This window comes from Ruegeria sp. BC3 (assembly GCF_056539265.1).
In genome coordinates, this window is sequence record NZ_JBQFUP010000004.1 from 452,572 (window position 1) to 476,403 (window position 23,832).

Here is a 23,832-nt window from a genome sequence, read left to right on the forward strand (position 1 = left end):
GATCCCGGGGTCCTTTGCACACAGCATCCGGGCAGAGCGTGAAGAACTGCTTAAGCCATTGACCAGAGATAAGGGCAATCGAACGGACCGCGCTAGCGCCGCCCTTCGCGCAGCCACCCTGCCAGAAGGAAGCCACCCGCCAGCAGCAAGACAAGCCAAGGCGGCAACAAGCCAGCCTGCGTTACATCGCGCGTTTCATACGCGTCGCGCGGGGTCAGGCCGATCCAGCCGCGACCTGACGCCGGGCGCCCGGGGCGCACGTTCCGGATCGAGGGCAGCCCCTCCTCCAGACGCACAGCACCACCGCGTAGTTCTGCCATGACAGGGTCCAGAATGTCAGAGGTCGCGATCGTGCGCTCAAACTCTTTGGGCGCGGCGGGGCCTAACCCTATGACCGTAGACTGATCCCCCTCTTCAAGGCGATACAGCCCGATTTCAGGCCCGAAATACATTGCCTCGAACCGACCCGGCGAGACCTCTTCCAGCGTAACCTCGACCGTTTCACCATTCGGACGGGTCACGGTTACGGGTCCAACCTCATCACCAAGCGTCTGGCGAATGATGCGCATCACCTGACCATTGGCTTCGGCCCACAGGGCCTCTTCCTCAAGCTCAGGTTCTTTCATCATCCAGTGCGCCAGCCTGCGCAGCAGCTCCAATTGCGGGCCGCCGCCTTCAAAGCCGCGGCTCCAGAGCCAGGCATGATCCGAGGCCAGCAACGCGACGCGGCCTTCGCCTACGCGGTTCAGCACCAGAAGCGGCCGGTCATCAACGCCGGTCATCAACACCTCACCCGTGCGATGGTTGACGTCGATCTGGCGCAGCCATGCGCCCCAATCCTCGGAGTCGCCCAGATCCGTCGTGACCGGATGGCGGTGCCCAAGATCGGTAACCATGGGAACAAAGCGTTCTTCAATTACGCGGGCGGTGGGTTGGGCAGGCAGAATGGGCGCAAGTGGCGAACGGAAAATGCTGTCAGCACTGGCAAAGTCAGGTCCGGCAGCGACCAAAACAGCACCACCGTCGTTGATATAGTTGGTGACGTTGTCCAGATAGATCGCAGGAAGAATGCCGCGACGCTTGTAACGGTCGAAGATAATCAGATCAAAGTCGTTGATCTTTTCCAGAAACAGCTCGCGCGTTGGGAAGGCAATCAGGGATAGCTCGTCCACCGGTACACCGTCCTGCTTTTCCGGCGGTCGCAGAATGGTGAAATGCACCAGATCAACCGAGCTGTCAGATTTCAGTAGGTTCCGCCATGTCCGACCGCCCGGATGCGGCTCGCCCGAGACCAGCAGGACCCGCAGCCGGTCGCGCACGCCGTTCATCTGGATCAAAGCGGTGTTGTTGCGGTCGGTCAGCTCGCCCTCGGCTTGCGGAACCGTGAACTGAAGCACGTTGCGCCCGCCATGGGGCAGCGTGACGGGCAGTTCGACGTCCACGCCGATCGGAATCGTGAATTCCTGAGCCTCGCCCCCATCGACCGAAATTTCCAGCGGCGCAGACGTGGCACCGGCAGGGGCGGCACCGCTGTCTTCGACCCTCAACGTCAGTGTGACCGGCTCTCCGATAATCGCGAATGCGGGCGCATTACGGACGATCAGGCGACGATCCCAGTCAGCGTCGCGCCCGGTTTGCAACAGATGCATGGGCGCAGGCAGGTCCGGTGCCTGATCAACGTCGTGCACAATGCCATCCGAGACAACCAGAATACCCGCGATCCGGGCGCGCGGCTCTTCGGCCAGTGCCTCGTTCAGCGCTGCCATGACCTGCGTGCCTTCGTCACCGTCGCCATCGCCGACGCGGATGCGACGCAATTCCGTATTGTCGCGGGATTCTATTTCAGCGGCCAGTTCCTCTGCCGCTTGCGCCGTTTGCTCTGCCCTGTCCGAAAGGGTTTGGCTGGCGCTTTCATCCTCGATCATCAGGACTATATCGGTCAGCGGGGCGCGATCCTCAATCTGATAGACAGGACCAGCCAACGCCGCGATCACGACCAGAGCCGCCAATCCACGCAATGCCCAGCCGGACAACCCGCGCCAGAGCGCCAGAATAACACCGGCCACCGCAATCGCAGCAACCACGGCCAGAACGGGCCAGGGGATCAGCGGATCAAATATGACGGTTCCAGTCATTGCCCCAACCTGTCCAAAAGCGCAGGCACGTGCACCTGATCGGATTTGTAGTTCCCGGTCAGCACATGCATCACCAGATTCACACCAAAACGATTGGCCAGTTCGCGCTGCCGCTCACCTGCATATCCACGGCCCACGGGCAGCAGCGCCTGACCGTTGCGATCAACGGCCCAGGCCGCACCCCAGTCATTTCCGCCGATCACCACGGGCGTCACGTTGTCGTTGAGGTTGCGGAAAGGCATGCCTTCGATCTGTTCTGCATCCATTGGCGCAGCCTCAACCCAGACTTCGGTGCCCGCGTATCGGCCCGGGAAGTCCTGCAGCAGATAGAAGGCGCGGGTCAGAACATGGTCACCGGGAATAGGCTCTAACGCGGGGATATTCAGCGGTGCTGCGATCTGTTGCAGCTTGCGCCCATTCGGGCTGGCCGCCCCGAACCGCGCGACATCCGCATCACGGGTGTCGAACAGGATCATGCCGCCCGAGCGCAGATAGGCGTTGAGCTTGGCATACGCCTCGTCGGACGGTTGCGGCTGGTTGGGCGAGATCGGCCAATAGAGCAGAGGAAAGAACGCAAGCTCATCCCGCTCCAAATCAACGCCGATAGGTTCTGCCGGTTCAACCGAGGTTCGATAGAACAGCGTCTGCGCCAACCCGCGCATACCAGCGGCGGCTATGTCGTCAACTTGCGCGTCACCTGTCAGCACATGGGCCAGAACCAATTCCTTGGTCGCGTTTAGCGCAAAATCCGTATCTTCAGGCGTCTGCGCCTGCGCCTCGGGGACCAGCAGCACCGCGCCCAGCGCCACCGCAGCGGCCTTGGCCAACCCAAGTCGTCCCGACAACGCAAGCGAGGCGATCACGTCCACGGTCAACAACAACAACGCAAGGCTCAGCAGAATACCCCCGATTGGAGTTTCAGTGCTGACCTCTTGCCCCTTGATCGGCACGTCCGAGGGCCAGACCGCAGGGGTCAGCACCGCCTCATCGCTCAGGACGTTGCGGGCCAGTTTCTGTTTGCCGCTTTCGTACAATCCCGGTCGCAGTTCGGGGCCAATGTCACCCGATACCAGCTCGACCCCGTCGACACCCGCCAAGGTGCCCGCGTCAGACAAGGTACCGAACCCGTCCATGACCTGAATCGGCTCCCAAGTGGTGCCCTGCAGCTGCGATTCCTGTCGGGATTTTGCCGCCGAAGCCACCGCGAGCCGGTCCAGCATTTCGACAAACAGACCTGACAGCGGCAAAGTAGACCACTCGGCATCTGCCGTCACATGGAACAGCACCACCTGCCCCAAACCCAACGCTTTGCGGGTCACCAAAGGCGTACCGTCCGACAGTGAAGCAATCACCCGATCCGCCAGATTAGGGTCTGGTTGAGCCATGACTTGAGTTGCGACCGTCACGTCTTCAGGAACCTGCAAACCATAGAAGGGCGAGTTCTCGGGGAATGGTGCAAGACCCTTGGCCTCACCCCAGCTCATCGCGCCGCCGACCGAACGTCCGCCGCTGCGCAGGCGTACCGGCAGCAGCGCGTCCTCGGCATCACGACCCAGATCGCTGGCGGCCATGCGCGGCCCGGCAAAGCGCAGCAGCAGGCCACCCTGTTCGACCCATTCGACCACCGCCGCCTGTTCTGTCCCGGACAGCTTTGCCACATCGGCCAGCACAATCACATCGGGGTTGGCCGGGAGAACCTCTAACAAGCCGCCTTCAACAAAATCTGCCGTGGGGATCAGAACCTGCGTCAGGTAGTGCAGTGGCGACAGCAGTTCGAGGCCCTCGCGATTCAGCGTTCCAGCAATCAGGGCAACCTCGCGCCGACGCAGGCTGTCATCGGTCAGCGTCACTGCCCCGGCCGAGCGCTGGCCCTGAATTTCGAACCGCGTGATGCGCGCCCTCAGCTCTGACGGCAGGGCCAGTTCCACCTGTGCTTGGGTCTCGCCACCGGTGAACTCCATGTCGACGGATTGCAGAATGCGCATCGCTCCGGCCGGGTCGCGGCCCTGAGCCAGAATTGTGATGCGTTCCGCAGGGCCGGGCTCTGCCCGCTGTGCGGCCAATTGAATGACCCCGTCCTGGTATGTGGCGGGCAGGATCGCCACGGCGGGTGTCGGGGCTTGATACACCGTCACCTCGCCGCGCCCACGCAAGGCAGACAGGACGGTCTCATGCCCGTCATAGCTGAGGCGGTCGCTGAACCAATGGGTGTCAAAACCGCCCTCGACTTGATTCAGGGCTGCAATCGTTTGGTCTATCTGCGCGCCGGTGGGTTGCCACGGCATCGGAGCCAGTCCGGGCAGGCGACCGCGCCATGCCTCGGCCGCTTGGAACACTGGCGGTTCGGGCTCGGTCAGACTGAGAATGGCGACCGTGCGCCCCGCGCGGCCAGCCTCGGTAAGTTGTGCGTCGATCTGATCAAGCGTGGCGGACCAGCGCGTCGCCCCAGCCCAACTCGCATCCAAAACCAACAACAAGGGTCCCGATCCGGCTTGATCCCGTGAAGGATTCAATACGGGGCCAGCCAGCCCGATTATGATAGCGGCGGCAGCCAGCATCCGTAGCAGCAGCAGCCACCATGGGGTGCGGTCAGAAACGCTTTCGTCGTCTTTCAGCCCCAACAACAGCGTCACTGCAGGGAACAACCGGCGGATTGGTGCAGGCGGCACGGCACGCAGAATCAACCACAGGATCGGCAGGGTCAGAAGACCCAGCAACACCCATGGCGCGGTAAAGCCGATGCCAGCCAGAACCGTCATGCCGTTCCCCCATCAAGCGCACGATAGAGCCACAACAGAGCCGCTTGAGCGCTTTCGCCGGTGTGATGAAGCCCCAGTTGCCACCCCGTTGCACGACACAATTGCGTCATTGCATCCTTGCGTTCGGCAAGCCGCTCCAGATAGCGGTCCCGCAGGTCCCCAGCCTTGAGGGTTTCGTGACGGACGGACCCGCCGACGCTTTCAAAGATCGTGCGTCCGCGATAGGGAAATGTTTCTTCGCCGGGGTCCAGAACCTGCAACACCAGCCCGCGCACGCCCCGGTCAGCGGCTTTGGTCAGGGCCAGCCGGACCTCTTCCATCGGCCCCAGAAAATCAGAGATGAACACCGCCCGCGCATGCGGGATCATGGCACGGTGTTCGGGTGGCGCGTAATCAGTCTCGGCATCCTCGGACCAGGCCTGCGCAAGGCGAATGATCTGTGCGTTTCCTCGTCGCGGCGGCAGCGTTGTGCCGGTCAGACCCACACGCTCTCCTCCGCGCACGAGAAGGATCGCGGTCGCCAAGCCAAGCAGACGGGCCCTGTCAGCCTTGGAGGGCAGATTTTTGTCGGACGCAAAGCGCATCGAGGCGCCCTGATCCACCCACAGCATCACCGATTGCGCGATCTGCCATTCGCGTTCGCGAACGAACTGCTGATCGCCCCGCGCCGAGCGGCGGTGATCGATCATCCTGCGGCTGTCCCCGATCTGCGCGGGGCGGTATTGCCAGAAATCATCGCCCAACCCTGCGCGACGGCGACCGTGGTCGCCCAGCAGAACCGTTCCTGCCAGATGTTCGGCCCGCGCCAAGAGCGGCGGCAGCCGAGACGCCTCGGCTTCGGATCTTTCGCGAAGGGTCAGCGCGGCATTCACGCCGCAGCCTCGGTGCGGACAAGGCCGGCGGCTGTGGATTCGATCAGATCAGACAAGCTGTCACCCCGCGCGCGCGCTGCGAAGTTCAACGCCATCCGGTGGCTGAGAACGGGGCGCGCCATGTCCAGCACATCCTCGGCATTTGGGGCCAGCCGCCCTTGCAACATCGCCCGCGCCCGCACCGTCATCATCAACGCCTGCGCCGCACGAGGGCCGGGGCCCCAGGCCACGGTTTCGGCGACGCGTTCAGATACGCCCGCCTCTTCGGGGCGGAAGGCGCGCACCAGATCAAGGATCAGCTCTACAACCGAATCCCCCACCGGCATCCGGCGCAACAGCACCTGTGCGGCAAGCAGCTCTTCTTTGGTGAAAATCCCGTGCGCTTCTTCTTCTTCAACACCGGTTGTAGCCAGCAGAATATCACGCTCGGTCTGGCGATCCGGGTACTCTACGTCGATCTGTACAAGGAATCGATCCAACTGGGCTTCAGGCAGCGGATAGGTGCCTTCCTGTTCAATCGGGTTCTGCGTCGCGAGCACGTGGAATGGCTCTCCCAGAGACCGGTCCTCACCAGCCACAGTCACGGTGCGTTCCTGCATCGCCTGCAGCAAAGCCGATTGAGTACGCGGGCTGGCGCGGTTGATCTCGTCCGCCATCAGCAACTGGCAGAAGATCGGGCCGGAAATAAAGCGGAAATGGCGGCTGCCATCCTCGGCGGTGTCCAGAACCTCGGACCCCAGAATGTCGGCGGGCATCAGGTCTGGCGTGAACTGGATGCGATTGCCATGAAGGCCCATCACCGTCGACAGCGTTTCGACCAATCGGGTCTTGCCCAGACCGGGCAAACCGATCAGCAGGGCGTGCCCACCACATAGCAGCGCGGTCAGTGTCAGGTCCACGACCCTTTCCTGTCCGATAAAGCGACGGGTGATCGAGGCCTTGGCCTCTTGCAGTTTGGCTTCCAGCGCTTCGATCTCGGACACGAGGTCGGCAGGTTCGGTCATGACTTTCCCTTCCGTGGACTAATATGATTGAAGTGTATCGCGCGAAAAGGAAATGGCAAAAGTAATGAGCGGACAAAAACCTGTGACACCTTCCCCTGATGGCATTGCAGCATCAGTCAAAGCAGCCAAAACAAAGGGTTTGCCGCCTGTTCACCTGTGGAATCCTCCGTTTTGCGGCGATCTGGACATTCGAATAGCAAAAAATGGGTCTTGGTCTTATCTAGGCTCACCCATCAACCGGTTCGAGCTTGTGAAGCTTTTTTCCTCAATTCTTAAGAAAGAAGGCGAGAAATATTACCTCGTGACCCCGGTCGAAAAAGTGGGAATCACCGTCGAGGATGCGCCATTTGTCGCCGTGGATTTTGATGCTGCGGGCGAAGATGAGGCGCAAAGCCTGACCTTCACGACCCATGTCGGCGACACCGCGACAGCCGGGCCGGACCATCCGATCCGTATTGTCATTGATTCAACGACAGAAGAACCGTCACCCTACGTATTGGTTCGCGCAAACCTTGAGGCCCGCATCGACCGCAAGAGCTTTTATCGGCTTGTGGACATCGCCACCCACAAAGATGGATGGTTCGGGGTCTGGTCTGACGGACAGTTTTTTCCTCTGATCCGTTCCGAGGATTTACCGGACTAGGCGGCTTTTGGGGACCTGCGGTCCTGCGCCAGTACAACTGCCACCGCTACGATTGCGGCCCCCAGTGCACGGGTCCAGTTCCATTCGTCCCCCAACACCAGCATGATCAGCATCACGTAAAAGGGTGCGATGTTGATATGGAAGGACGCCAGCGCGACGCCCAGCTTTCCGACAGAGGCGATGAAGAACACCTGGCTCAACCCCATCGCGATCAGAGCATAGATCACCAGCATACCGGCCTGTTGCGCATCAAACGCGGCGGTCGGCATCACGTCCATCCCCATCTGCGCCGCGACGCCGAACAAAACAAGCGCCATCACAAGTCCGCCCGCAAAGGTGATAGTGCTACGCCCGGTCTGGCTGAGCTCGGGAAAGTCCCGCGCTGTCGCCATGCTGGCCCAGCAGAACAAGCCCGTAGACACGATGGCGCAGACCGCACCCAGCCCCAGCTGGGCCGGAGCCACAGCGCTGGTGGCGATCAGGCCGCCAATGATCGACACAAGAACGCCGACGGCAAAGTTCCACCGCAGCCGTCGCGTCCCAGTGGCCAGTTCAATGAGAGTGGCAAAAAGCGGCGCGCAGGATGCGATGATGGCCACGGTCACAGGATCAGTCAGCTTTTGCGCCAGAATAATCAGGAACATCCCCGCCCCAAGAACCCCACCTACCAGCAGGGCGTGCCTCCATCGCGCCCGCAAAACTCTTTGCCGTCCGTCGATCAGAAACCAGATCGGCACCATCACCGCCACCGCCAGCGCCAGCCGTGCCACAAACAACGCGACTGGTGGCCATGTCTGCAACAGAACCTCGGCCGCCGGAAAACCAGCCGCCCAGGTCAGCATGGAGGCTACGGCCAAACCATTGCCGGGCAACGCAGAATTCTGCCCTGCGGACACAGAGATGGTGTTCCCGCGCACGGGGTTCGGGCTCATCGCCATCGTGTTCAAACCTTCTGTTGGCACGGCGCCTAAGAAATGATTCGCCGCGATACTGGCAACGTCTCTGATTCAACCGATGCGATCTGGTCGAATTTCGACAAACTGTCGTTTTCAGCCGCTTTCCCTGAAATCTTCGCGCAGATAAGGTTCACCCGTCAGCTATGCAAAGGCCCCACATGCCAAAATTCGCAGCGAATATTTCCCTGCTTTTCTCAGAGCTTCCATATCTCGAGCGGTTTCAGGCTGCGGCAGAAGCCGGGTTTCAGGCCGTCGAAATTCTGTTTCCTTACGACGTGGCCGCCAAGGAAACCCGCCGCGCCCTGCTGGCCAATGGGCTCGAGTTGGTTCTGATCAACGCTCCGCCACCCAATTACACCGGCGGTTCGCCCGGTTACGCCGCCATTCCCGGTGGCGAGGCCCGGTTTCAGTCCGATATTCGCCGCGTCCTGCGCTATTCTGAGGTGTTGCGCCCGGGGCTGATCCATATCATGTCCGGCTATGCCTCGGGCCCGGATGCGTTTGACAGCATGGTGCGAAACCTACAATGGGCTGCCGATGTCGCGCCGGGGCAGCAGTTCACGATCGAGCCGCTGAACCCCGTTTCGCAACCCGACTACTTCCTGAACGATTACGATCTGGCCGTTCAGGTTCTGGATCGCGTGAACCGCCCGAATGTCGGCCTGCAATTCGACAGCTTCCACGCCCACATGATCCATGGCGACGCATTGGCGGTCTGGGAAGAGTATCATCCAAAAGTGGTGCACGCCCAGATCGGTGCCGCCCCTGACCGATCCGAACCCGGCCGAGGACCAACGGACTTCAAGCAGCTTTTCGCAGCATTTGACGCCTCCGGCTATTCCGGTTGGGTCAGTGCCGAGTACACGCCGTCCACGCGCAGAACCGAACACTCCCTTGGCTGGATGTAGCGCCCGCGCGCCTATTCGATCTGGCAATCGAGGCGAAAATCCCTAAAACCGGGTCATCGCGACCCGAAGGATGCCCGATATGATCCCTGCCCGTTTTGCCCATGCCGTGTTTGGCCTGATCATGTCTGGTCTGATGTCCTGTATCGTCACCGGCATCGCCACGGTCAAAGCGGTAGGCTTTGGCCCTGGCACACTAGGTGACTGGATGGCGTCCTGGGCGTTTTGCTGGCCCATCGCTTTCGCCGTCATCCTGACCCTTGGACCAACAGTAAAACGTATGGTCGAGGGGTGGGTCAGACCGCAGGACTGACCCGCTGCGAAGAGGGCCCGCCGGGCCTGATGAGCAGCGCCTTGCTTAGTGTGCCTCCGCCCAATTGGCCCCTTGCCCGGCATCAACGCTCAGCTTCACATCCAGTTTCACCGCAGGATCGGATGCCCCTTCCATGACATCGCGCGCGACGTCGATCACCTGATCCACTGCATCTTCGGCCACTTCGAACAGCAATTCGTCATGCACCTGCAGCAGCATCTTGGCCGGCAACCCGTTGATCGCATCCGGCATCCGAACCATGGCACGCCGGATCACATCCGCAGCTGTCCCTTGAATCGGTGCGTTGATCGCCGCACGGCGCGAGAAGCCCGCATGCGGCCCCTTGGCATTGATCTCGGGCGTGTGAATTTTTCGCCCGAATAGGGTCTGTACATAACCGTGTTCTTTGGCAAAGGCGACCGTGTCATCCATGTATTTCCGGATGCCCGGAAAGCGTTCGAAGTACCGATCAATGAACCCCTGCGCCTCGGCCCGCGGAATGCGCAGGTTGCGCGCGAGGCCAAAGCCCGAGATACCATAGATCACACCAAAGTTGATCGCCTTGGCCTGACGACGAATATCCGGCGTCATCTCGTCCAGTGGCACGTCGAACATCTCGGACGCGGTCATGGCGTGAATGTCCAGACCGTCGGCAAAGGCCTGTTTCAGGGCGGGGATTTCTGCAATATGCGCCAGAATGCGCAGCTCGATCTGGCTGTAGTCGAGGCTGACCATGACGTTCCCCGGCTCGGCGATGAACGCTTCACGAATGCGCCGCCCTTCTTCGGTCCGCACGGGGATGTTCTGCAGGTTCGGATCGGTCGAAGCCAAGCGGCCAGTGTTCGCGCCGGTGATCGAATAAGACGTATGCACTCGGCCTGTATCCGGGTTGATATGGGTCTGTAGCGCGTCGGTATAGGTCGATTTCAGCTTACTAAGCTGCCGCCAGTCCAGCACCCGGCGGGGCAGCTCATGTTCGGTCGCCAGATCCTCGAGGATATCAGCCCCGGTCGAGTATTTCCCGGTCTTGCCCTTCTTGCCGCCTTCCAGCCCCATCTTGTCGAATAGGATTTCCCCCAGTTGCGCAGGGGAGCCGACATTGAAGTTCTCACCGGCCAATTCATGGATTTCAGCCTCTAATCCGGCCATTTTCTGGGCAAAAGCATTGGACATACGGCTCAACACATCGCGGTCGACCTTTATGCCGTGCATCTCCATTTCCTTGAGAACCGGCACCAGCGGACGTTCGAGCGTTTCATAAACCGTCGTCACCTGCACCTGATGCAGTTGCGGCTTGAACAGCTTCCACAGGCGCAGGGTAATATCCGCATCCTCGGCGGCATAAGCGGTGGCCTCATCAATCGGCACCTTATCAAAGGTGATCGCCGATTTGCCCGAGCCCAGCAGCGGTTTGATCGGGATCGGCGTGTGGCTCAGGTAGCGTTCCGACAGCGTATCCATACCATGCCCGTGCTCACCACCATGCATCGCGTAGGACATCAGCATCGTGTCATCGATCGGTGCAACGTTCACGCCATAGCGCGCGAAAATCTTGGCATCGTATTTCATGTTCTGCCCGATCTTGAGGATCGACGGGTCCTCAAACATCGGTTTCAGCAGGGTCAGAGCCTCTTCCAATGGCATCTGCCCCTCGGCAAGTGCGTCCGACCCGAACAGATCATCCGCCGCCCCATCCCTGTGGGTCAGCGGGATGTAACAGGCCTCTCCGGCCTCCACACACAGAGAAATCCCGACCAGATCGGCAATCATTTCGTTCAGACCGGTGGTCTCGGTATCGACGGCGACCCAACCACGCTCATAGGTCTGATCGATCCACTTCTGCAGTGCACCTGCGTCGCGCACGCATTCATATTTGGACGCATCAAACGGAATTGCGGCCGCCTCTTCAACCTCGGCCACCGGCGCGGGCGCGTCGGCAATCACCGGAGCTTCGGCCCCCAGCTTGTCCGCGATGCGTTTGGTGAGGGTGCGGAACTCCATCTCAGCCAGGAAGCTCAGCAGGGTGTCCGGGTCGGGGTCTTTGACCTCAAGATCATCCAGGCCGAAATCCAGCGGTGTGTTTTCGTCAAGTTGCACCAGCTTTTTCGACAGCTCGATCTGATCGCGTTTTTCGATCAAGGTCTGACGACGCTTGGGCTGCTTGATTTCTTCGGCCCGATCCAACAGCGTTTCCAGATCGCCATATTCGTTGATCAACAAGGCTGCCGTTTTGACCCCGATGCCCGGAGCGCCCGGCACGTTATCCACGCTGTCCCCGGCCAATGCCTGCACATCGACCACACGTTCCGGGCCAACGCCAAACTTCTCAACCACGCCATCCCGGTCGATGCGCTTGTTCTTCATCGCATCCAGCATTTCAACGCCGCCGCCGACAAGTTGCATCAGGTCCTTGTCGGAACTCACAATAGTCACACGCCCACCGGCTTCGCGCGCCTGCACAGAGAGGGTCGCGATGATGTCGTCGGCCTCGTAACCCTCAAGCTCTTTACAAGCGATGTTGAAGGCCTTTGTCGCCTCACGAGTCAGCGGCATCTGCGGGCGCAGGTCTTCGGGCATTGCCTCGCGGTTGGCCTTGTACAGGTCATACAGATCATTGCGGAACGTGTGCGAGCCTTTGTCAAAGATCACCGCCACATGGGTCGGCGCATCGGGACCGGCATTCCCCTCGACATACTTCTGCAGCATGTTGCAAAAACCGGATACGGCCCCAATCGGCAGTCCATCAGATTTGCGCGTCAGCGGGGGCAAAGCGTGATAGGCCCTGAAAATAAAGGCCGATCCGTCGATCAGATGCAGGTGACAGCCTTTTCCGAAATTGCTCATGCGCGCGCTCCCTATCGGTCAGGGATGGTTCTGCCACAGGGTCGCGCAGGAGACCAGTCAGGAACGTGCCTTAAGCACTAAACAGCGCCGCGAAGAAATCTGACGGCTGGCCATTCGAGCAGGCACTCAGCCCTGCTCTGCGCCCTTCAGGACATACTTGCAATCGCAGTAAGGGCATTCGACCCAACCGGTATCTTCGGGGATCTGCAGCCAGACGCGCGGATGGCCCAATGCACCTTCACCGCCGTCACAGGCGACGCGGGTGGTCTCGACGATCTTGGTTTCCGGCGCTTCGATTGTCACGGCTGGCGATCCTTCACTGGTTGTCGGCCTCGCGGGCATGCATTAGGTGCGTTTATGAGCGATGAGCAAACCGGGGGCAAGGGTCTCATGACCGATGCGGCAATCAGGATCAGTGGACTGCGAAAAACCTATCGGGGCGGCAAAGGCCAACCCGAGAAACAGGCGCTGAAGGGCATCGATCTGACCATTCCACGCGGGTCGGTGTTTGGCCTGCTGGGACCGAATGGTGCCGGAAAATCGACACTGATCAACATCCTTGCCGGCCTGGTCGTGAAATCGGCGGGGTCCGTCTCGATCTGGGGCTTCGATCAGGATCGCAACCCGCGCCAATCCCGATCCGCAATTGGCGTGATGCCGCAAGAGCTGAATCTGGACCCTTTCTTCACCCCCCGAGGTGCCTTGGAGGTTCAGGCCGGGCTGTACGGTGTCCCCAAGGCTCAGCGACGCAGCGATGAGATACTGGAACTGGTCGGCCTCAGCGACAAGGCCGAGGCCTATGCCCGTACCCTGTCGGGCGGCATGCGCCGGCGCTTGTTGCTGGCCAAAGCACTGGTGCACCATCCCAAGATTCTGGTGTTGGACGAACCCACTGCAGGGGTGGATATCGAGCTGCGACAAATGCTGTGGACCAATGTGCGCAAGCTGAACGAACAGGGCATGACCATTATCCTGACCACCCATTACCTGGAAGAAGCGCAGGAAATGTGTGACGAGATCGCAATCATCAACCACGGTGAAAAGATCGCGCAGGACAGCACGGCAAACCTGCTGGGCCGCATGGACAGCCGTACGATGGTCATCGTTCCGGACAGCCCGGTCACCGATCTGCCCGCAACAGACGGTGTCGAGGCTGCCTTGCGCGACGATGGCAGTCTGGTACTGCAATACCGCAGCGCCCAGACCAGTGCTGAACAAGTGCTGGAATCCGTTCGCGCCGCCAATATCCGCATCCGCGACGTGCGCACCGAAGAGGCTGACCTAGAGGATGTGTTCCTCGCCCTGACATCCTCGCGCAACGAAGAACCGGCCGAGGATCTGGACCAGCCGCGCAGAGGCATGCACCGGATCAAACTTTAGATCCGGTCGATCCGCGCCTGATAGCAATTGTTCCGTGCGGACCGGACGTGGATATAGACCACATCTGGGCGGGCAAAGATGTCCTGAACCTTCGCACTGATCTGATCTGTGGGCGTGATGGCCCCGGTTCCGTAGACGATGCGATCATCCTCTCCGTACCCCTTAATCAGGTAGTCGGGTGATGAGGTCAAAATCTCGGGCATCGTGTCCCCGCTATACCGATTGCAGGGGGCCGCACACAGAAAGATCGGGCCGGTTTCGGCATATGGATGAGACTCTAAAAAGGGTCTGTGGGCCAATATCAGCATCTCTTCGCCTTCGGGGATGTTTTGCAAGCAATGGCGGCAAGGATTGCCTGCGCCGGTCGAAACAGCGCGTTCTGGCACGGCGCCATAGGCATCCGGCCCGCCTGCCTGCAGGGCGCGAACCTCCTCGGTTGATAGTGCAGTGATCTTGAACATCTCGGATCTCCTTTTTCCCGACCATGCCCAGCGCTGCAAACTCAATCGACCCGTTTCCTGCGCAAAGGACTCGAAAAAGAACAAAACGTGAATATAATATGGAATCGTCATGTATGCCGAGCTGTCGATCACGTCGAACTTCACCTTCCTCACCGGGGCGTCCCACCCCGAGGAGTACATGGAGCGTGCCGTAACCCTCGGCCTGCCTGCCATCGCGATTGCCGATGACAACTCGGTCGCCGGGATCGTCCGCGCCCACACCCAAGGGCGCGAGATCGCCCGCAAGGTGCGCGAACGGCTCGAGTGGGAGGGGCAGAACACCTCCATCGGCCCACCCTGCCCCAACCACATCCCGAAACCGCCGTCCTATCCGATCCACGCAGTGCCCCGCCTGATCCCAGCCGCGCGGCTGATTTTCACCGACGCGCCCACCGTCACCGCCCTGCCGTTGAACCGGCAGGGCTGGGGCAACCTGTGCCGCATCCTGTCAGCGGGCCGCCTGCGTGCCGAGAAAGGCCACTGCATCCTGCACCTGTCCGACCTGATGGAGTTTTCCGACGGCCTCCACCTGCTCCTCTGGCCACAAGCGGACCGGTCCCAGGGCGGCGCGAGCGCGTGGCGGACACAGGCGCAACAGATGACGCGCCGCTTTGCCGGGCGAATGCACCTGTTGATGCATCCCCGCTATGACGGTGCGGATAGCAACTATTTCTCTTTATTAGAGACTGAATCAAAACAACTCGGCATCCCCACCCTCGCCAGCGCCACGCCGATGATGCACCACGGGGCCCGTCGCAAACTGGCCGATGTGGTGACCGCCATTCGCCTGCGCCGTAAGGTCGACGATCTGGGCCGTGACGCGCTGACCAATGGAGAACAGCGCCTGCGGTCCGAGACCGAGATGCTGCGTATCTTCAAAGGACACGAGGGCGCTGTTGCCCGCGCCCATGCGCTCAGCGAAGAACTCTCCTTTTCGCTCGACGAGTTACGCTATGAATATCCCAGCGAGGGTAGCGAGCAGGAAACCCCGTCTCAACGCCTGCACCGACTGGCGCATGAAGGGCTGAAATGGCGTTACCCCGCAGGCGCGTCGGAAAAGGCCAAGAAGATGCTGGCGCATGAGCTCACCCTGATCGGCAAGCTCAAATACGAACCCTATTTCCTGACGGTCCGCGACATCGTCAAATTCGCCCGGTCCCGCGATATCCTGTGCCAGGGGCGCGGGTCAGCGGCGAATTCAGTCGTCTGTTTTTGTCTCGGCATCACCGAGGTCAGCCCCGAGCTGGGCACAATGGTCTTCGAACGTTTCGTCTCGGAAGCCCGCGATGAGCCGCCCGATATCGATGTCGACTTCGAACATGAACGCCGCGAAGAGGTGATCCAGCACATCTACGACCGCTATGGCCGCGAACGCGCGGGCCTCTGCGCCACGGTCGTGCACTATCGCGGCAAGCGTGCCATCCGCGAGGTCGGGCGCGCGATGGGTCTGACCGAGGACACAATCTCGGCGCTCTCATCGCAGCTTTGGGGCTTCTTCTCGACAGTCGGGCTCGAGGCGCACCGGATGCGCGAGATTGGCCTCGACCCCGAGGATCGCCGCCTGAAACAGACTCTATCATTGGTCTATGAGATCGACGGTTTCCCCCGCCACCTCTCACAGCATGTGGGCGGCTTCATCATCACCGAGGGGCGTTTGGACGAGCTTGTCCCCATCGAAAACGCCACGATGGAGGATCGCACGGTCATCTGCTGGGACAAGGATGACATCGACTCGCTTGGTATCCTCAAGGTCGATGTCCTCAGCCTCGGCATGCTCACCTGCATCCGCAAGGCGTTCGACCTGATCAGCCAGCACCACCAAACCGGCTATACGCTGGCCACCCTGCCGCCCGAGGACCCGGCGGTCTATGACATGCTGTGCAAAGCGGACTCGGTCGGCGTGTTTCAGGTGGAATCGCGTGCACAGATGAACTTTTTGCCCCGGATGCGGCCGCGCAATTTCTACGATCTGGTGATCGAGGTCGCTATCATCCGCCCCGGCCCCATTCAGGGCGACATGGTCCACCCCTATATCCGCCGACGGAACGGAGAGGAGGAGGTCAGCTTCCCCTCGGACGAACTGGGCGAGGTGCTGGGCAAAACGCTGGGCGTGCCGCTGTTTCAGGAACAGGCGATGCAGATCGCTATCGTCGGCGCGGGGTTTACTCCGGAACAGGCCGACCGGCTGCGGCGGTCTCTGGCGACCTTCAAGAAACACGGGTCCGTCAGCGAGTTTCGCGCCCTGTTCCTGCGCGGCATGAAGCGCAACGGCTATGAGGACGATTTTGCCGAGCGCTGTTTCTCGCAAATCGAAGGGTTCGGTTCCTATGGCTTCCCCGAAAGCCACGCGGCCAGCTTTGCGCTGCTGGTCTATGCCTCGGCCTGGATCAAATGCCACCATCCCGGCATCTTCGCCTGCGCCCTGCTGAACTCACAGCCGATGGGCTTCTATGCACCCGCCCAGATCGTGCGCGATGCACGGGAACACGGCGTTCAGGTGCGCCCGGTCTGCATCAATGCCAGTTTCTGGGACAACGTGATGGAGCCTGACGGCCATGGCGGTTTGGCCCTGCGGCTGGGGTTCCGCCAAATCAAAGGCCTCAGCGAGGAAGACGCCAGCTGGCTCACCGCCGCGCGGGGTAACGGCTACCATCAGGTCGACGATGTCTGGCGCCGGGCAGGGCTTGGCCCCTCGGTGATCGAGCGGCTGGCTGAGGCTGACGCCTTTGCCGCCTGCGACCTGACCCGGCGCGAGGCGTTGTGGCAGGCCAAGGCGATTGCCACCGCAAAACCTCTGCCCCTGTTCTCGCAGGATCTGGAGGGCGAGGCGCTGGATGAACCCGAGGCCTATCTGCCCCAGATGACATTGGGTGAACAGGTGGTCGAGGATTACGTCTCCACCCGCCTCAGCCTGCGGGCACACCCCGTGGCCCTGCTGCGGCATATCCTGACGCCCGAGCCGCGCGACAAAACCACGCCTGTTGCCTGACGCCCGAAACGGCTATCCGCCCAATACAGAGTCGAAATCGGACCCAAAATGACCAGACCCACATTGCCGCCACGCTTTCCTGCAACGCCAGATCAGATCAACGCGCAGGTCCGAGCGTTTTACGCGCGTGTGCGCGAGGACACGGTACTAGGACCTGTGTTCAACAAACACGTCACCGACTGGCCCGCGCATGAGGAAAAGATCGCCGCCTTCTGGCGCAATGCGATCCTGTTCGAACGCAGCTATGACGGAAATCCACAGCGGACCCATATCGAACGGCCCGACGTACAGCCCGAGATGTTCGCCCATTGGCTGGACCTGTTTGAGGAGGTCGCGGCCCAAACGCTGCCCCAAGACACCGCGACCCCATGGGTCGCTCTGGCACGGCGCATTGGCGTAGCCATGAAGGCCGGCGTGCAATCGGCGCGCCAACCCAAGGACGCGCCCCCGATCCTGCGATGACAAGCGGTCATAGCAGCCATGCGATGTTAGCGGTAAATTAGGGGCTATGCGCGCCGCCAAAATGGGTTTACTCAAGGGCAAGCCAGCCGCAGCACCCGCGATGTGGTGGCACATCACAACACCGATACATCACCCGAGGCCGCACCGATGAGCACTCAGAACTCCACCCTCCGGGGACTTGGCTATGCATTTGTGGGCTTTGCTGTCTTTGCAAGCCATGATGCGCTGATCAAGGCGCTGGGTGCCACCTATTCGGTGATGCAGATCATTTTCTTTGCCACGCTGTTTTCCTTTGTGCCCATGGCCGTGTCCATGCTGGCCGACAGGACGCCCAGCAATTTCCGCCCGCATCATCCGTGGCTGGTAATGTTACGCTCAGCCCTCGTGGTGACGGCCATGTCCTGTGCCTTCTACGCCTTTTCGGTCCTGCCCCTTGCCGAGGTCTATTCGCTGCTGTTCTCGTTCCCCCTGATCGTCACCGTCCTGTCGATCCCGATTCTCGGAGAGGTCGTCCGCGCCCAGCGTTGGGCCGCTGTCGGCGTTGGCCTGATCGGCGTCCTGATCGTTCTGCGCCCCGGCGCGACCGAGATCACGCTGGGCCATCTGGCCGCGCTGACGGCCGCATTCTGCAGCGCCTTCGGATCGGTTCTGGTGCGTAAAATCGGGAACGAGGAGCGCTCCGCCGTCCTGATCCTTTATCCGATGCTTCTGGCCATCGTCGTCATGAGCGCCGCTCAACCCGCCGTGTACCAAGCCCCGTCCCTGCTGCATTTGGCGATGATGGCGCTGGTCGGTCTGTTTTCCGTGATCGCGCAGCACCTGATCATTCTGGCCTATCGCGCCGCGCCTGCCGGAGTTGTTGCCCCCAGCCAGTACAGCCAGATCATCTGGGCCACGATCTTTGGCATGGTCTTCTTTGGCGAGCGCCCGGACATCTGGGTCGCGGTGGGTGCCAGTATCATCATCGCGTCCGGCGTGTTCGTCGTCTGGCGGGAAAGCCGGACAGATGTTTCATCGAATAAACCGGTTCTCAAAGTACGGTCTCCGCGCGCAGACACGGGTGCTTCGGCACGACCCACGCGAAACCTATCAGAATAACCGACGTCTATTTGGTGTCCTTACATCGGATTTTAAGGCCGCCATTTTCACCGTTTTCGTCAAACCGGTCGATGGCTCGAACCAGATCGCTGAGCCGCTTCTGACCATATGTACGCGCGTCAAAATCTGGGTAAATTTTCCCAAGTTGGCTGCCGACATAACCTAGAGGCACCCAACCATCTGGCTCGCTCGTGTCCAACACAACGTTGCGAATAAGTTGATACGCGTGATTGAGCCTCTGCCTGTGACCGGCCGACTCTGAGTTAGGTGACTTTTGCGCCTTATTGGCCTCTTTTTGAATATTTTCTATGTAAATAAAACGGTTACAGGCTGCGACAAAGGCCTTTGGGGCTTTACGTTCTCCGATCCCGATCACTTCCAACCCATGCTCACGAATACGGCTGGCCAAACGGGTGAAATCACTGTCCGACGAAACCAACACAAAGCCATCGCACCGTCCGGAATGCAGGATGTCCATCGCATCGATAACCAATGCGATGTCACTGGCGTTTTTACCTTTGGTGTTGGCGAATTGCTGCTGCGGAACGATGGCGTAAGCCGCCAGGTCATCCGCACTCCAGTTTTGTGACGCGTCGCCTGAGAAATCTCCGTAAACGCGCCGCAAGCTGGCTTCTCCGAGCTTGGCTATTTCTTCAAAAATTTCGGCTACGTGCTTCGCAGATACATTGTCCGCGTCTATCAAAACCGCCAATCGACCTGTTGTTTTCGAAGACAAAACCATCCCTCAATACAAAAAAAAGAGCCTTTTTCTTGAATATAGACTCAAAAAGGCGAGCAGAAGCCCGCCCTTTCAAGCTGAAATGCGTGGGTCAGTAAACAACCACAGACCGGATGCTCTCACCCTTATGCATCAGGTCGAACCCGTGGTTGATGTCGTCCAGGCCCATAGTGTGGGTAATCATCGGGTCGATCTCGATCTTTCCTTCCATGTACCAGTCGACGATCTTGGGCACATCGGTCCGGCCACGCGCGCCGCCGAAGGCGGTGCCGCGCCATGACCGGCCGGTGACCAATTGGAACGGACGGGTCGAGATTTCGGCCCCCGCAGGTGCCACGCCAATGATGATCGATTCACCCCAGCCCTTATGTGCCGATTCCAGCGCATCGCGCATCACGCCGACATTGCCCGTGGCGTCAAAAGTATAGTCCGCGCCACCCTTGGTCAGATTGACCAGGTAAGGAACCAGATCGCCTTCGACCTCTTTGGGGTTCACAAAGTCGGTCATGCCAAACTTGGTGGCCATTTCCACTTTGGCGGGGTTCAGATCGACGCCGACGATCTGGTCCGCTCCGGCCAGACGCAGGCCTTGAATGACGTTCAGACCAATACCGCCCAGACCAAAGACGATGGCCCGGCTGCCGATTTCCACCTTGGCAGTGTTGATCACCGCGCCAATGCCGGTGGTCACACCACAGCCGATATAGCAGATCTTGTCGAACGGCGCGTCCTCGCGCACTTTTGCCAGCGCGATTTCAGGCAGAACCGTGTGGTTCGAGAAGGTCGAGCAGCCCATGTAGTGCAGGATCGGGTCGCCATCCAGCGTCGAGAACCGGGATGTCCCGTCGGGCATCAGACCCTTACCCTGCGTCTCGCGGATCGCCTGACACAGGTTGGTCTTGGGGTGCAGACAGTATTCACACTCGCGACATTCCGGAGTGTAAAGCGGGATCACGTGGTCGCCGGGCTTCAGGCTGGTCACGCCGGGGCCAACCTCGACCACGACACCTGCGCCTTCATGGCCCAGAATCGCCGGGAAAAGACCTTCGGGGTCGGCACCTGACAGGGTGAATTCATCGGTGTGGCAGATGCCGGTTGCCTTGATTTCGACCAGAACCTCGCCCGCCTTGGGGCCTTCGAGGTTCACATCCATCACTTCCAAAGGTTTGCCCGCCTGAACGGCGACGGCGGCACGGGTACGCATGATCGTTGTCTCCCTGTCCTGTTTGCCCGACCCTGCGTCAATTACAGGGCGTTTTCAACTGCGCTTTGGTGACAGGTTGGCTAATTATTTGATATTGCAGTAACGACGTTGTCAGAAGGAGAAACGCCAATGTTCCGATTTATTCCCGCCCTGGCCCTGCTGGCAGCCTGCGCCGAGACAACCGCGCCGGTCGAGACGCTGGCATCGACGGACGCCGCCCCGGTTGATCTGGCCTTTTGTCAGGGCGAAGCTTTTGCCGACTCCATTGGTCAGCCCGTTTCGACCATCCAGGCCCAGCTGCCCGAACGGTCGCGTGTTCTGGGCCCCGATGACATCGCCACACAGGATTACCGCATCGACCGCCTGAACGTTTATGTAACCGGGTCGGGGATCATTCAGCGCCTGACCTGCGGGTAAGCGTGGACTCGGGGCGTGATTCTCTGGTAAGAACAAAATGGGAACATTTTGATGTCTGCCGATGCCAAAACGCCGAATACTCTCATTGTGGTTTCCCCGTCTGGGGGCTGAACGGCTGATCCGCGCTGCGCGGGGGCTGCATACTGGCCCTTTGGCCGTCGTGGCCGAACAGTCGAACATGCAAGTGATCACTTCGCTGAACACCGAGGCACAGGCCGCCGGGCTGCGTGTGGGTCAGCCTGTACGCGATGCCCATGCCATGTGCGCGGCCCTGATCACCCGCCACCGCAACGCCCCGGCCGAGGCCGCGTTTCTGACCGCGCTGCGCCGCTGGGCAGGCAAGTTCAGCCCCTGGGTCGCCGAAGAGGCCCCGGATGGGCTGGTCGTCGACCTGTCGGGCTGTGCGCACCTGTTCGGTGGGGAAGAAGCGCTGCTGAGCGTGATCGAGACCGACTGCGCCGATATGGGTCTCAGCGTGCAGATGGGCATTGCCGATACGCTGGGCGCGGCCTGGGCGCTGGCGCGCTATGCGGGGCAAGAGGCAACGTCTGACCGCAACGGCGACGCCATCAGCCAAGAGGCGCGCGCCACCCGCGCCCGGGCAACCAAGCGGCGGCACTGGACCAAAGGGGGGGCTGCGCCACAAGTGATGGCTTTGGGCGGTGGCGCGCGTATCGCGGCACCGGGGCAGTCCTATGGCGCGCTCAGCCCCCTGCCCATCGCGGCGCTGCGGCTTGAGGATCAGGTCGTCGCGCAGTTGAACCGTCTGGGCCTGCGCCGGATCGGGGATTTGCTGGGGCAACCGCGTGCGTCACTGGCCCGCCGTTTCGGACGTGGGCTGGTGCTGCGGCTGGATCAGGCGATGGGCAGCGCGCCCGAGCCGGTCTCACCCGCCCGTCCGCCGCACAACTTTGCAGTACGGATGACCCTGCCCAACCCGATTGGGCTGACCGAAGATGTGATGGCCGCCATCGACCGGGTACTGCCAACACTCTGCGCCAAGCTGGAAGAGAAAGGGCGCGGGGTGCGAACTTTGCGGCTCGAGGCGCATCGCGCCGATCAAGCAGCCGAGGTCATCGAGGTCGGCCTGGCTCGTCCAACCTATGACAAATACCGCATTCGGCCTTTGTTAGAGATGAAAATTGACAAAATCGATGCGGGCTATGGCATCGACATGATACGGCTTGAAGCCGTGCAGACCGAACCCATCCACGCCCGCACCTTAGCCGGTCATGCCGAGGCCCGCCGCGTCGCCCGCGAGCGGTTAGAGGGCAATACCGCCGTCGAAGACCTGATCGGCAAGCTGGGCGCGCGGGTCGGACTGGACGTCATCACGCGTCGCCACCCGGCGGCCTCGCATATCCCCGAGAAAACGGCGCAGACGCTGGCAGCGGCGTGGTCGGAACCGGCCCGCGACTGGCCCGCTCCGCCGCGCCCGCGCCCTTTGCAGATGTGGCAGCCCGAACCTGTGATGGCCCCCGAAACCCCGGATGTACCCGCCGCCTTTCGCTGGCGTGGGCGCGACTGGCAACTGGCGCAGGCCACCGGCCCGGAACGTATCGCCCCGGAATGGTGGCTGGACGACCCCAACTGGCGCAGCGGCGTGCGCGATTACTGGGTGGTGGTGACGGAACAGGGCGAGCGGCTATGGCTGTTCTACGGCCACGGCGGCACCATGTCGGCTGGTTGGTTCTGTCAGGGACAGTTCGGATAAAGAGCCTGATTAGACTCTATTTTCCACGATACACCAACCAATCCGGCAAGTAATCGATCAATCGAACGACCCAGGAAAACGGGGCCGGGAAATCGGTACGGAACCGACGGCGCGACATGGCTTTGAGCACCCGATCCGCCGCATCCTCGGGCGTCATCAGCATGGGCATCTTGAAGTTGTTCTTTTCGGTCAGCCGGGTCTTGATGAAGCCGGGATTGACGATACGCACCGTTACACCCGTTCCCGCCAGATCAAAGCGCATCGTCTCAGCCAACGAGACCAGCGCCGCCTTGCTGGCCGCATAGCCCACCGCAGCAGGCAGACCACGATAGCCGGACAATGACCCGATCAACGTGATATCCCCGCGACCGACGCTGACAAGACCGGGCACGATCTCACCCAGAACCCGCAGCGCACCCAGATAATTCACGTCGGTCATCGACAAGACAGTCTCGGTATCCCAATCGGCCGTTTTCATTGGCTCATAGGCACCCGCGTTATAGACCAGCCCGTCCACCGCCCCGACCTCTGCCACCGCACGGCGCACAGCGTCCAGATCGGTGACGTCAAAGGGGACAGCACGCGTGTTCGGCAATGCTTCGCAGATCTCGGCCAAACGCGCCGCATTGCGCGCCGAGAGCACCAGATTGGCCCCCTGACGGCTGAGCGCCTCGGCCAGACACCGGCCCAGGCCTTCGCTGGCACCGATGATCCAATAGGTTCTTCCGTCAAAACTGCTCATGCGCGGGGTATCCGGGACGCCGGGTATAGCAAGCCGGCTTTGGTTTCGATTTCCATTAAAGGTTCTGGAGGTTTTACGGACCGGGTGCTCAGCTGGATCATGTCAGCGCAACATTAAACTCGGGTCAGCCTAAACCAGCTAGAGCAATGAAAAAAA

General features: G+C 60.9%; 20 protein-coding genes. 9 read left to right on the forward strand and 11 right to left on the reverse strand.

Annotated features, from left to right (window positions below; all coding sequences use genetic code 11):
- Window positions 1-92: 92 nt before the first annotated feature.
- From ACR0MV_RS14210 to ACR0MV_RS14225, 4 genes are read right to left on the reverse strand one after another with little or no spacing between them, the layout of a single operon-like run.
- Window positions 93-2,135, reverse strand: a complete 2,043-nt coding sequence (locus ACR0MV_RS14210; protein WP_170425942.1) for a hypothetical protein — start codon at window positions 2,133-2,135, stop codon at window positions 93-95.
- Window positions 2,132-4,894 (reverse strand): DUF4159 domain-containing protein, encoded by a 2,763-nt coding sequence (locus ACR0MV_RS14215; protein ID WP_480702516.1) that lies wholly within the window; start codon window positions 4,892-4,894, stop codon window positions 2,132-2,134. The genes ACR0MV_RS14210 and ACR0MV_RS14215 overlap by 4 nt, the downstream gene beginning before the upstream one ends.
- A complete protein-coding gene (locus ACR0MV_RS14220) occupies window positions 4,891-5,766 on the reverse strand; it encodes a DUF58 domain-containing protein (protein ID WP_170425946.1) in 876 nt (291 codons plus the stop codon). The genes ACR0MV_RS14215 and ACR0MV_RS14220 overlap by 4 nt, the downstream gene beginning before the upstream one ends.
- Window positions 5,763-6,770: an AAA family ATPase gene (locus ACR0MV_RS14225; protein WP_170425948.1), complete on the reverse strand. Its 1,008-nt coding sequence runs from the start codon at window positions 6,768-6,770 to the stop codon at window positions 5,763-5,765. The genes ACR0MV_RS14220 and ACR0MV_RS14225 overlap by 4 nt, the downstream gene beginning before the upstream one ends.
- Before the next feature lie 64 nt (window positions 6,771-6,834).
- Here ACR0MV_RS14225 and ACR0MV_RS14230 point away from each other — a divergent pair, with 64 nt between their 5' ends.
- The gene (locus tag ACR0MV_RS14230; protein ID WP_170425950.1) at window positions 6,835-7,413 is read left to right on the forward strand and encodes a DUF1285 domain-containing protein; all 579 of its coding nucleotides are present in this window, start codon (window positions 6,835-6,837) and stop codon (window positions 7,411-7,413) included.
- Here the strand turns inward: ACR0MV_RS14230 and ACR0MV_RS14235 are convergent.
- On the reverse strand, window positions 7,410-8,345 hold the full coding sequence (locus ACR0MV_RS14235) for a DMT family transporter (RefSeq protein WP_480702517.1): 936 nt from the start codon (window positions 8,343-8,345) through the stop codon (window positions 7,410-7,412). The two genes, ACR0MV_RS14230 and ACR0MV_RS14235, sit on opposite strands and share 4 nt — an antisense overlap.
- Window positions 8,346-8,527: 182 nt before the next feature.
- Between ACR0MV_RS14235 and ACR0MV_RS14240 the strand changes: the two genes are divergently transcribed.
- Window positions 8,528-9,277: a hydroxypyruvate isomerase family protein gene (locus ACR0MV_RS14240; protein ID WP_170425952.1), complete on the forward strand. Its 750-nt coding sequence runs from the start codon at window positions 8,528-8,530 to the stop codon at window positions 9,275-9,277.
- 79 nt (window positions 9,278-9,356) lie between these two features.
- Window positions 9,357-9,587 (forward strand): DUF2798 domain-containing protein, encoded by a 231-nt coding sequence (locus tag ACR0MV_RS14245; protein ID WP_170425954.1) that lies wholly within the window; start codon window positions 9,357-9,359, stop codon window positions 9,585-9,587.
- A gap of 45 nt (window positions 9,588-9,632) precedes the next feature.
- Here ACR0MV_RS14245 and polA read toward each other — a convergent pair whose 3' ends face one another.
- Together polA and ACR0MV_RS14255 are read right to left on the reverse strand one after the other, a co-directional pair.
- Window positions 9,633-12,431, reverse strand: coding sequence for a DNA polymerase I (gene polA, locus ACR0MV_RS14250; RefSeq protein ID WP_480702518.1), 2,799 nt, complete (start codon window positions 12,429-12,431; stop codon window positions 9,633-9,635).
- Window positions 12,432-12,557: 126 nt separating this feature from the next.
- The gene (locus ACR0MV_RS14255) at window positions 12,558-12,734 is read right to left on the reverse strand and encodes a zinc-finger domain-containing protein (RefSeq protein ID WP_480702519.1); all 177 of its coding nucleotides are present in this window, start codon (window positions 12,732-12,734) and stop codon (window positions 12,558-12,560) included.
- Window positions 12,735-12,821: 87 nt separating this feature from the next.
- Here ACR0MV_RS14255 and ACR0MV_RS14260 point away from each other — a divergent pair, with 87 nt between their 5' ends.
- A complete protein-coding gene (locus ACR0MV_RS14260) occupies window positions 12,822-13,811 on the forward strand; it encodes an ABC transporter ATP-binding protein (protein ID WP_480702564.1) in 990 nt (329 codons plus the stop codon).
- Here the strand turns inward: ACR0MV_RS14260 and ACR0MV_RS14265 are convergent.
- Window positions 13,808-14,272: a DUF1203 domain-containing protein gene (locus ACR0MV_RS14265; RefSeq protein WP_480702520.1), complete on the reverse strand. Its 465-nt coding sequence runs from the start codon at window positions 14,270-14,272 to the stop codon at window positions 13,808-13,810. The genes ACR0MV_RS14260 and ACR0MV_RS14265 overlap by 4 nt on opposite strands.
- A gap of 109 nt (window positions 14,273-14,381) precedes the next feature.
- Here ACR0MV_RS14265 and ACR0MV_RS14270 point away from each other — a divergent pair, with 109 nt between their 5' ends.
- The 3 genes from ACR0MV_RS14270 (at window position 14,382) to ACR0MV_RS14280 (ending at window position 18,860) form a co-directional block, all read left to right on the forward strand.
- Entirely contained in the window at window positions 14,382-17,300 is a 2,919-nt protein-coding gene (locus ACR0MV_RS14270) for an error-prone DNA polymerase (protein ID WP_480702521.1), read from the forward strand.
- 48 nt (window positions 17,301-17,348) lie between these two features.
- Window positions 17,349-17,762 carry a group III truncated hemoglobin gene (locus ACR0MV_RS14275; RefSeq protein WP_480702522.1) on the forward strand — a complete coding sequence of 138 codons (414 nt, stop codon included), beginning with the start codon at window positions 17,349-17,351 and terminating at the stop codon, window positions 17,760-17,762.
- Window positions 17,763-17,909: 147 nt separating this feature from the next.
- Window positions 17,910-18,860: a DMT family transporter gene (locus tag ACR0MV_RS14280; RefSeq protein WP_480702523.1), complete on the forward strand. Its 951-nt coding sequence runs from the start codon at window positions 17,910-17,912 to the stop codon at window positions 18,858-18,860.
- A 7-nt stretch (window positions 18,861-18,867) separates the two neighbouring features.
- On the opposite strand, the gene ACR0MV_RS14285 is transcribed toward ACR0MV_RS14280, so the two are convergent.
- Both ACR0MV_RS14285 and ACR0MV_RS14290 read right to left on the reverse strand, forming a co-directional pair.
- A complete protein-coding gene (locus ACR0MV_RS14285; RefSeq protein WP_480702524.1) occupies window positions 18,868-19,602 on the reverse strand; it encodes an NYN domain-containing protein in 735 nt (244 codons plus the stop codon).
- 88 nt (window positions 19,603-19,690) lie between these two features.
- Entirely contained in the window at window positions 19,691-20,803 is a 1,113-nt protein-coding gene (locus tag ACR0MV_RS14290; protein ID WP_170735689.1) for an S-(hydroxymethyl)glutathione dehydrogenase/class III alcohol dehydrogenase, read from the reverse strand.
- Between the two features lie 129 nt (window positions 20,804-20,932).
- Between ACR0MV_RS14290 and ACR0MV_RS14295 the strand changes: the two genes are divergently transcribed.
- Window positions 20,933-21,220 carry an I78 family peptidase inhibitor gene (locus ACR0MV_RS14295; protein WP_480702525.1) on the forward strand — a complete coding sequence of 96 codons (288 nt, stop codon included), beginning with the start codon at window positions 20,933-20,935 and terminating at the stop codon, window positions 21,218-21,220.
- Between the two features lie 61 nt (window positions 21,221-21,281).
- Entirely contained in the window at window positions 21,282-22,934 is a 1,653-nt protein-coding gene (locus ACR0MV_RS14300; RefSeq protein ID WP_480702526.1) for a DUF6504 family protein, read from the forward strand.
- A 16-nt stretch (window positions 22,935-22,950) separates the two neighbouring features.
- Here ACR0MV_RS14300 and ACR0MV_RS14305 read toward each other — a convergent pair whose 3' ends face one another.
- On the reverse strand, window positions 22,951-23,676 hold the full coding sequence (locus tag ACR0MV_RS14305; protein ID WP_170425978.1) for an SDR family NAD(P)-dependent oxidoreductase: 726 nt from the start codon (window positions 23,674-23,676) through the stop codon (window positions 22,951-22,953).
- Window positions 23,677-23,832: the final 156 nt, after the last annotated feature.

Coding starts and splice junctions, on each gene's coding strand:
- ACR0MV_RS14265 (WP_480702520.1), bottom strand. CDS start 14,272: ATGTTCAAGATCACTGCACTATCAACCGAGGAGGTTCGCGCCCTGCAG.
- ACR0MV_RS14215 (WP_480702516.1), bottom strand. CDS start 4,894: ATGACGGTTCTGGCTGGCATCGGCTTTACCGCGCCATGGGTGTTGCTG.
- ACR0MV_RS14285 (WP_480702524.1), bottom strand. CDS start 19,602: ATGGTTTTGTCTTCGAAAACAACAGGTCGATTGGCGGTTTTGATAGAC.
- ACR0MV_RS14305 (WP_170425978.1), bottom strand. CDS start 23,676: ATGAGCAGTTTTGACGGAAGAACCTATTGGATCATCGGTGCCAGCGAA.
- ACR0MV_RS14280 (WP_480702523.1), top strand. CDS start 17,910: ATGAGCACTCAGAACTCCACCCTCCGGGGACTTGGCTATGCATTTGTG.
- ACR0MV_RS14260 (WP_480702564.1), top strand. CDS start 12,822: ATGACCGATGCGGCAATCAGGATCAGTGGACTGCGAAAAACCTATCGG.
- ACR0MV_RS14240 (WP_170425952.1), top strand. CDS start 8,528: ATGCCAAAATTCGCAGCGAATATTTCCCTGCTTTTCTCAGAGCTTCCA.
- ACR0MV_RS14295 (WP_480702525.1), top strand. CDS start 20,933: ATGTTCCGATTTATTCCCGCCCTGGCCCTGCTGGCAGCCTGCGCCGAG.
- polA (WP_480702518.1), bottom strand. CDS start 12,431: ATGAGCAATTTCGGAAAAGGCTGTCACCTGCATCTGATCGACGGATCG.
- ACR0MV_RS14210 (WP_170425942.1), bottom strand. CDS start 2,135: ATGACTGGAACCGTCATATTTGATCCGCTGATCCCCTGGCCCGTTCTG.
- ACR0MV_RS14230 (WP_170425950.1), top strand. CDS start 6,835: ATGAGCGGACAAAAACCTGTGACACCTTCCCCTGATGGCATTGCAGCA.
- ACR0MV_RS14235 (WP_480702517.1), bottom strand. CDS start 8,345: ATGAGCCCGAACCCCGTGCGCGGGAACACCATCTCTGTGTCCGCAGGG.
- ACR0MV_RS14225 (WP_170425948.1), bottom strand. CDS start 6,770: ATGACCGAACCTGCCGACCTCGTGTCCGAGATCGAAGCGCTGGAAGCC.
- ACR0MV_RS14245 (WP_170425954.1), top strand. CDS start 9,357: ATGATCCCTGCCCGTTTTGCCCATGCCGTGTTTGGCCTGATCATGTCT.
- ACR0MV_RS14275 (WP_480702522.1), top strand. CDS start 17,349: ATGACCAGACCCACATTGCCGCCACGCTTTCCTGCAACGCCAGATCAG.
- ACR0MV_RS14300 (WP_480702526.1), top strand. CDS start 21,282: ATGCCAAAACGCCGAATACTCTCATTGTGGTTTCCCCGTCTGGGGGCT.
- ACR0MV_RS14290 (WP_170735689.1), bottom strand. CDS start 20,803: ATGCGTACCCGTGCCGCCGTCGCCGTTCAGGCGGGCAAACCTTTGGAA.
- ACR0MV_RS14270 (WP_480702521.1), top strand. CDS start 14,382: ATGTATGCCGAGCTGTCGATCACGTCGAACTTCACCTTCCTCACCGGG.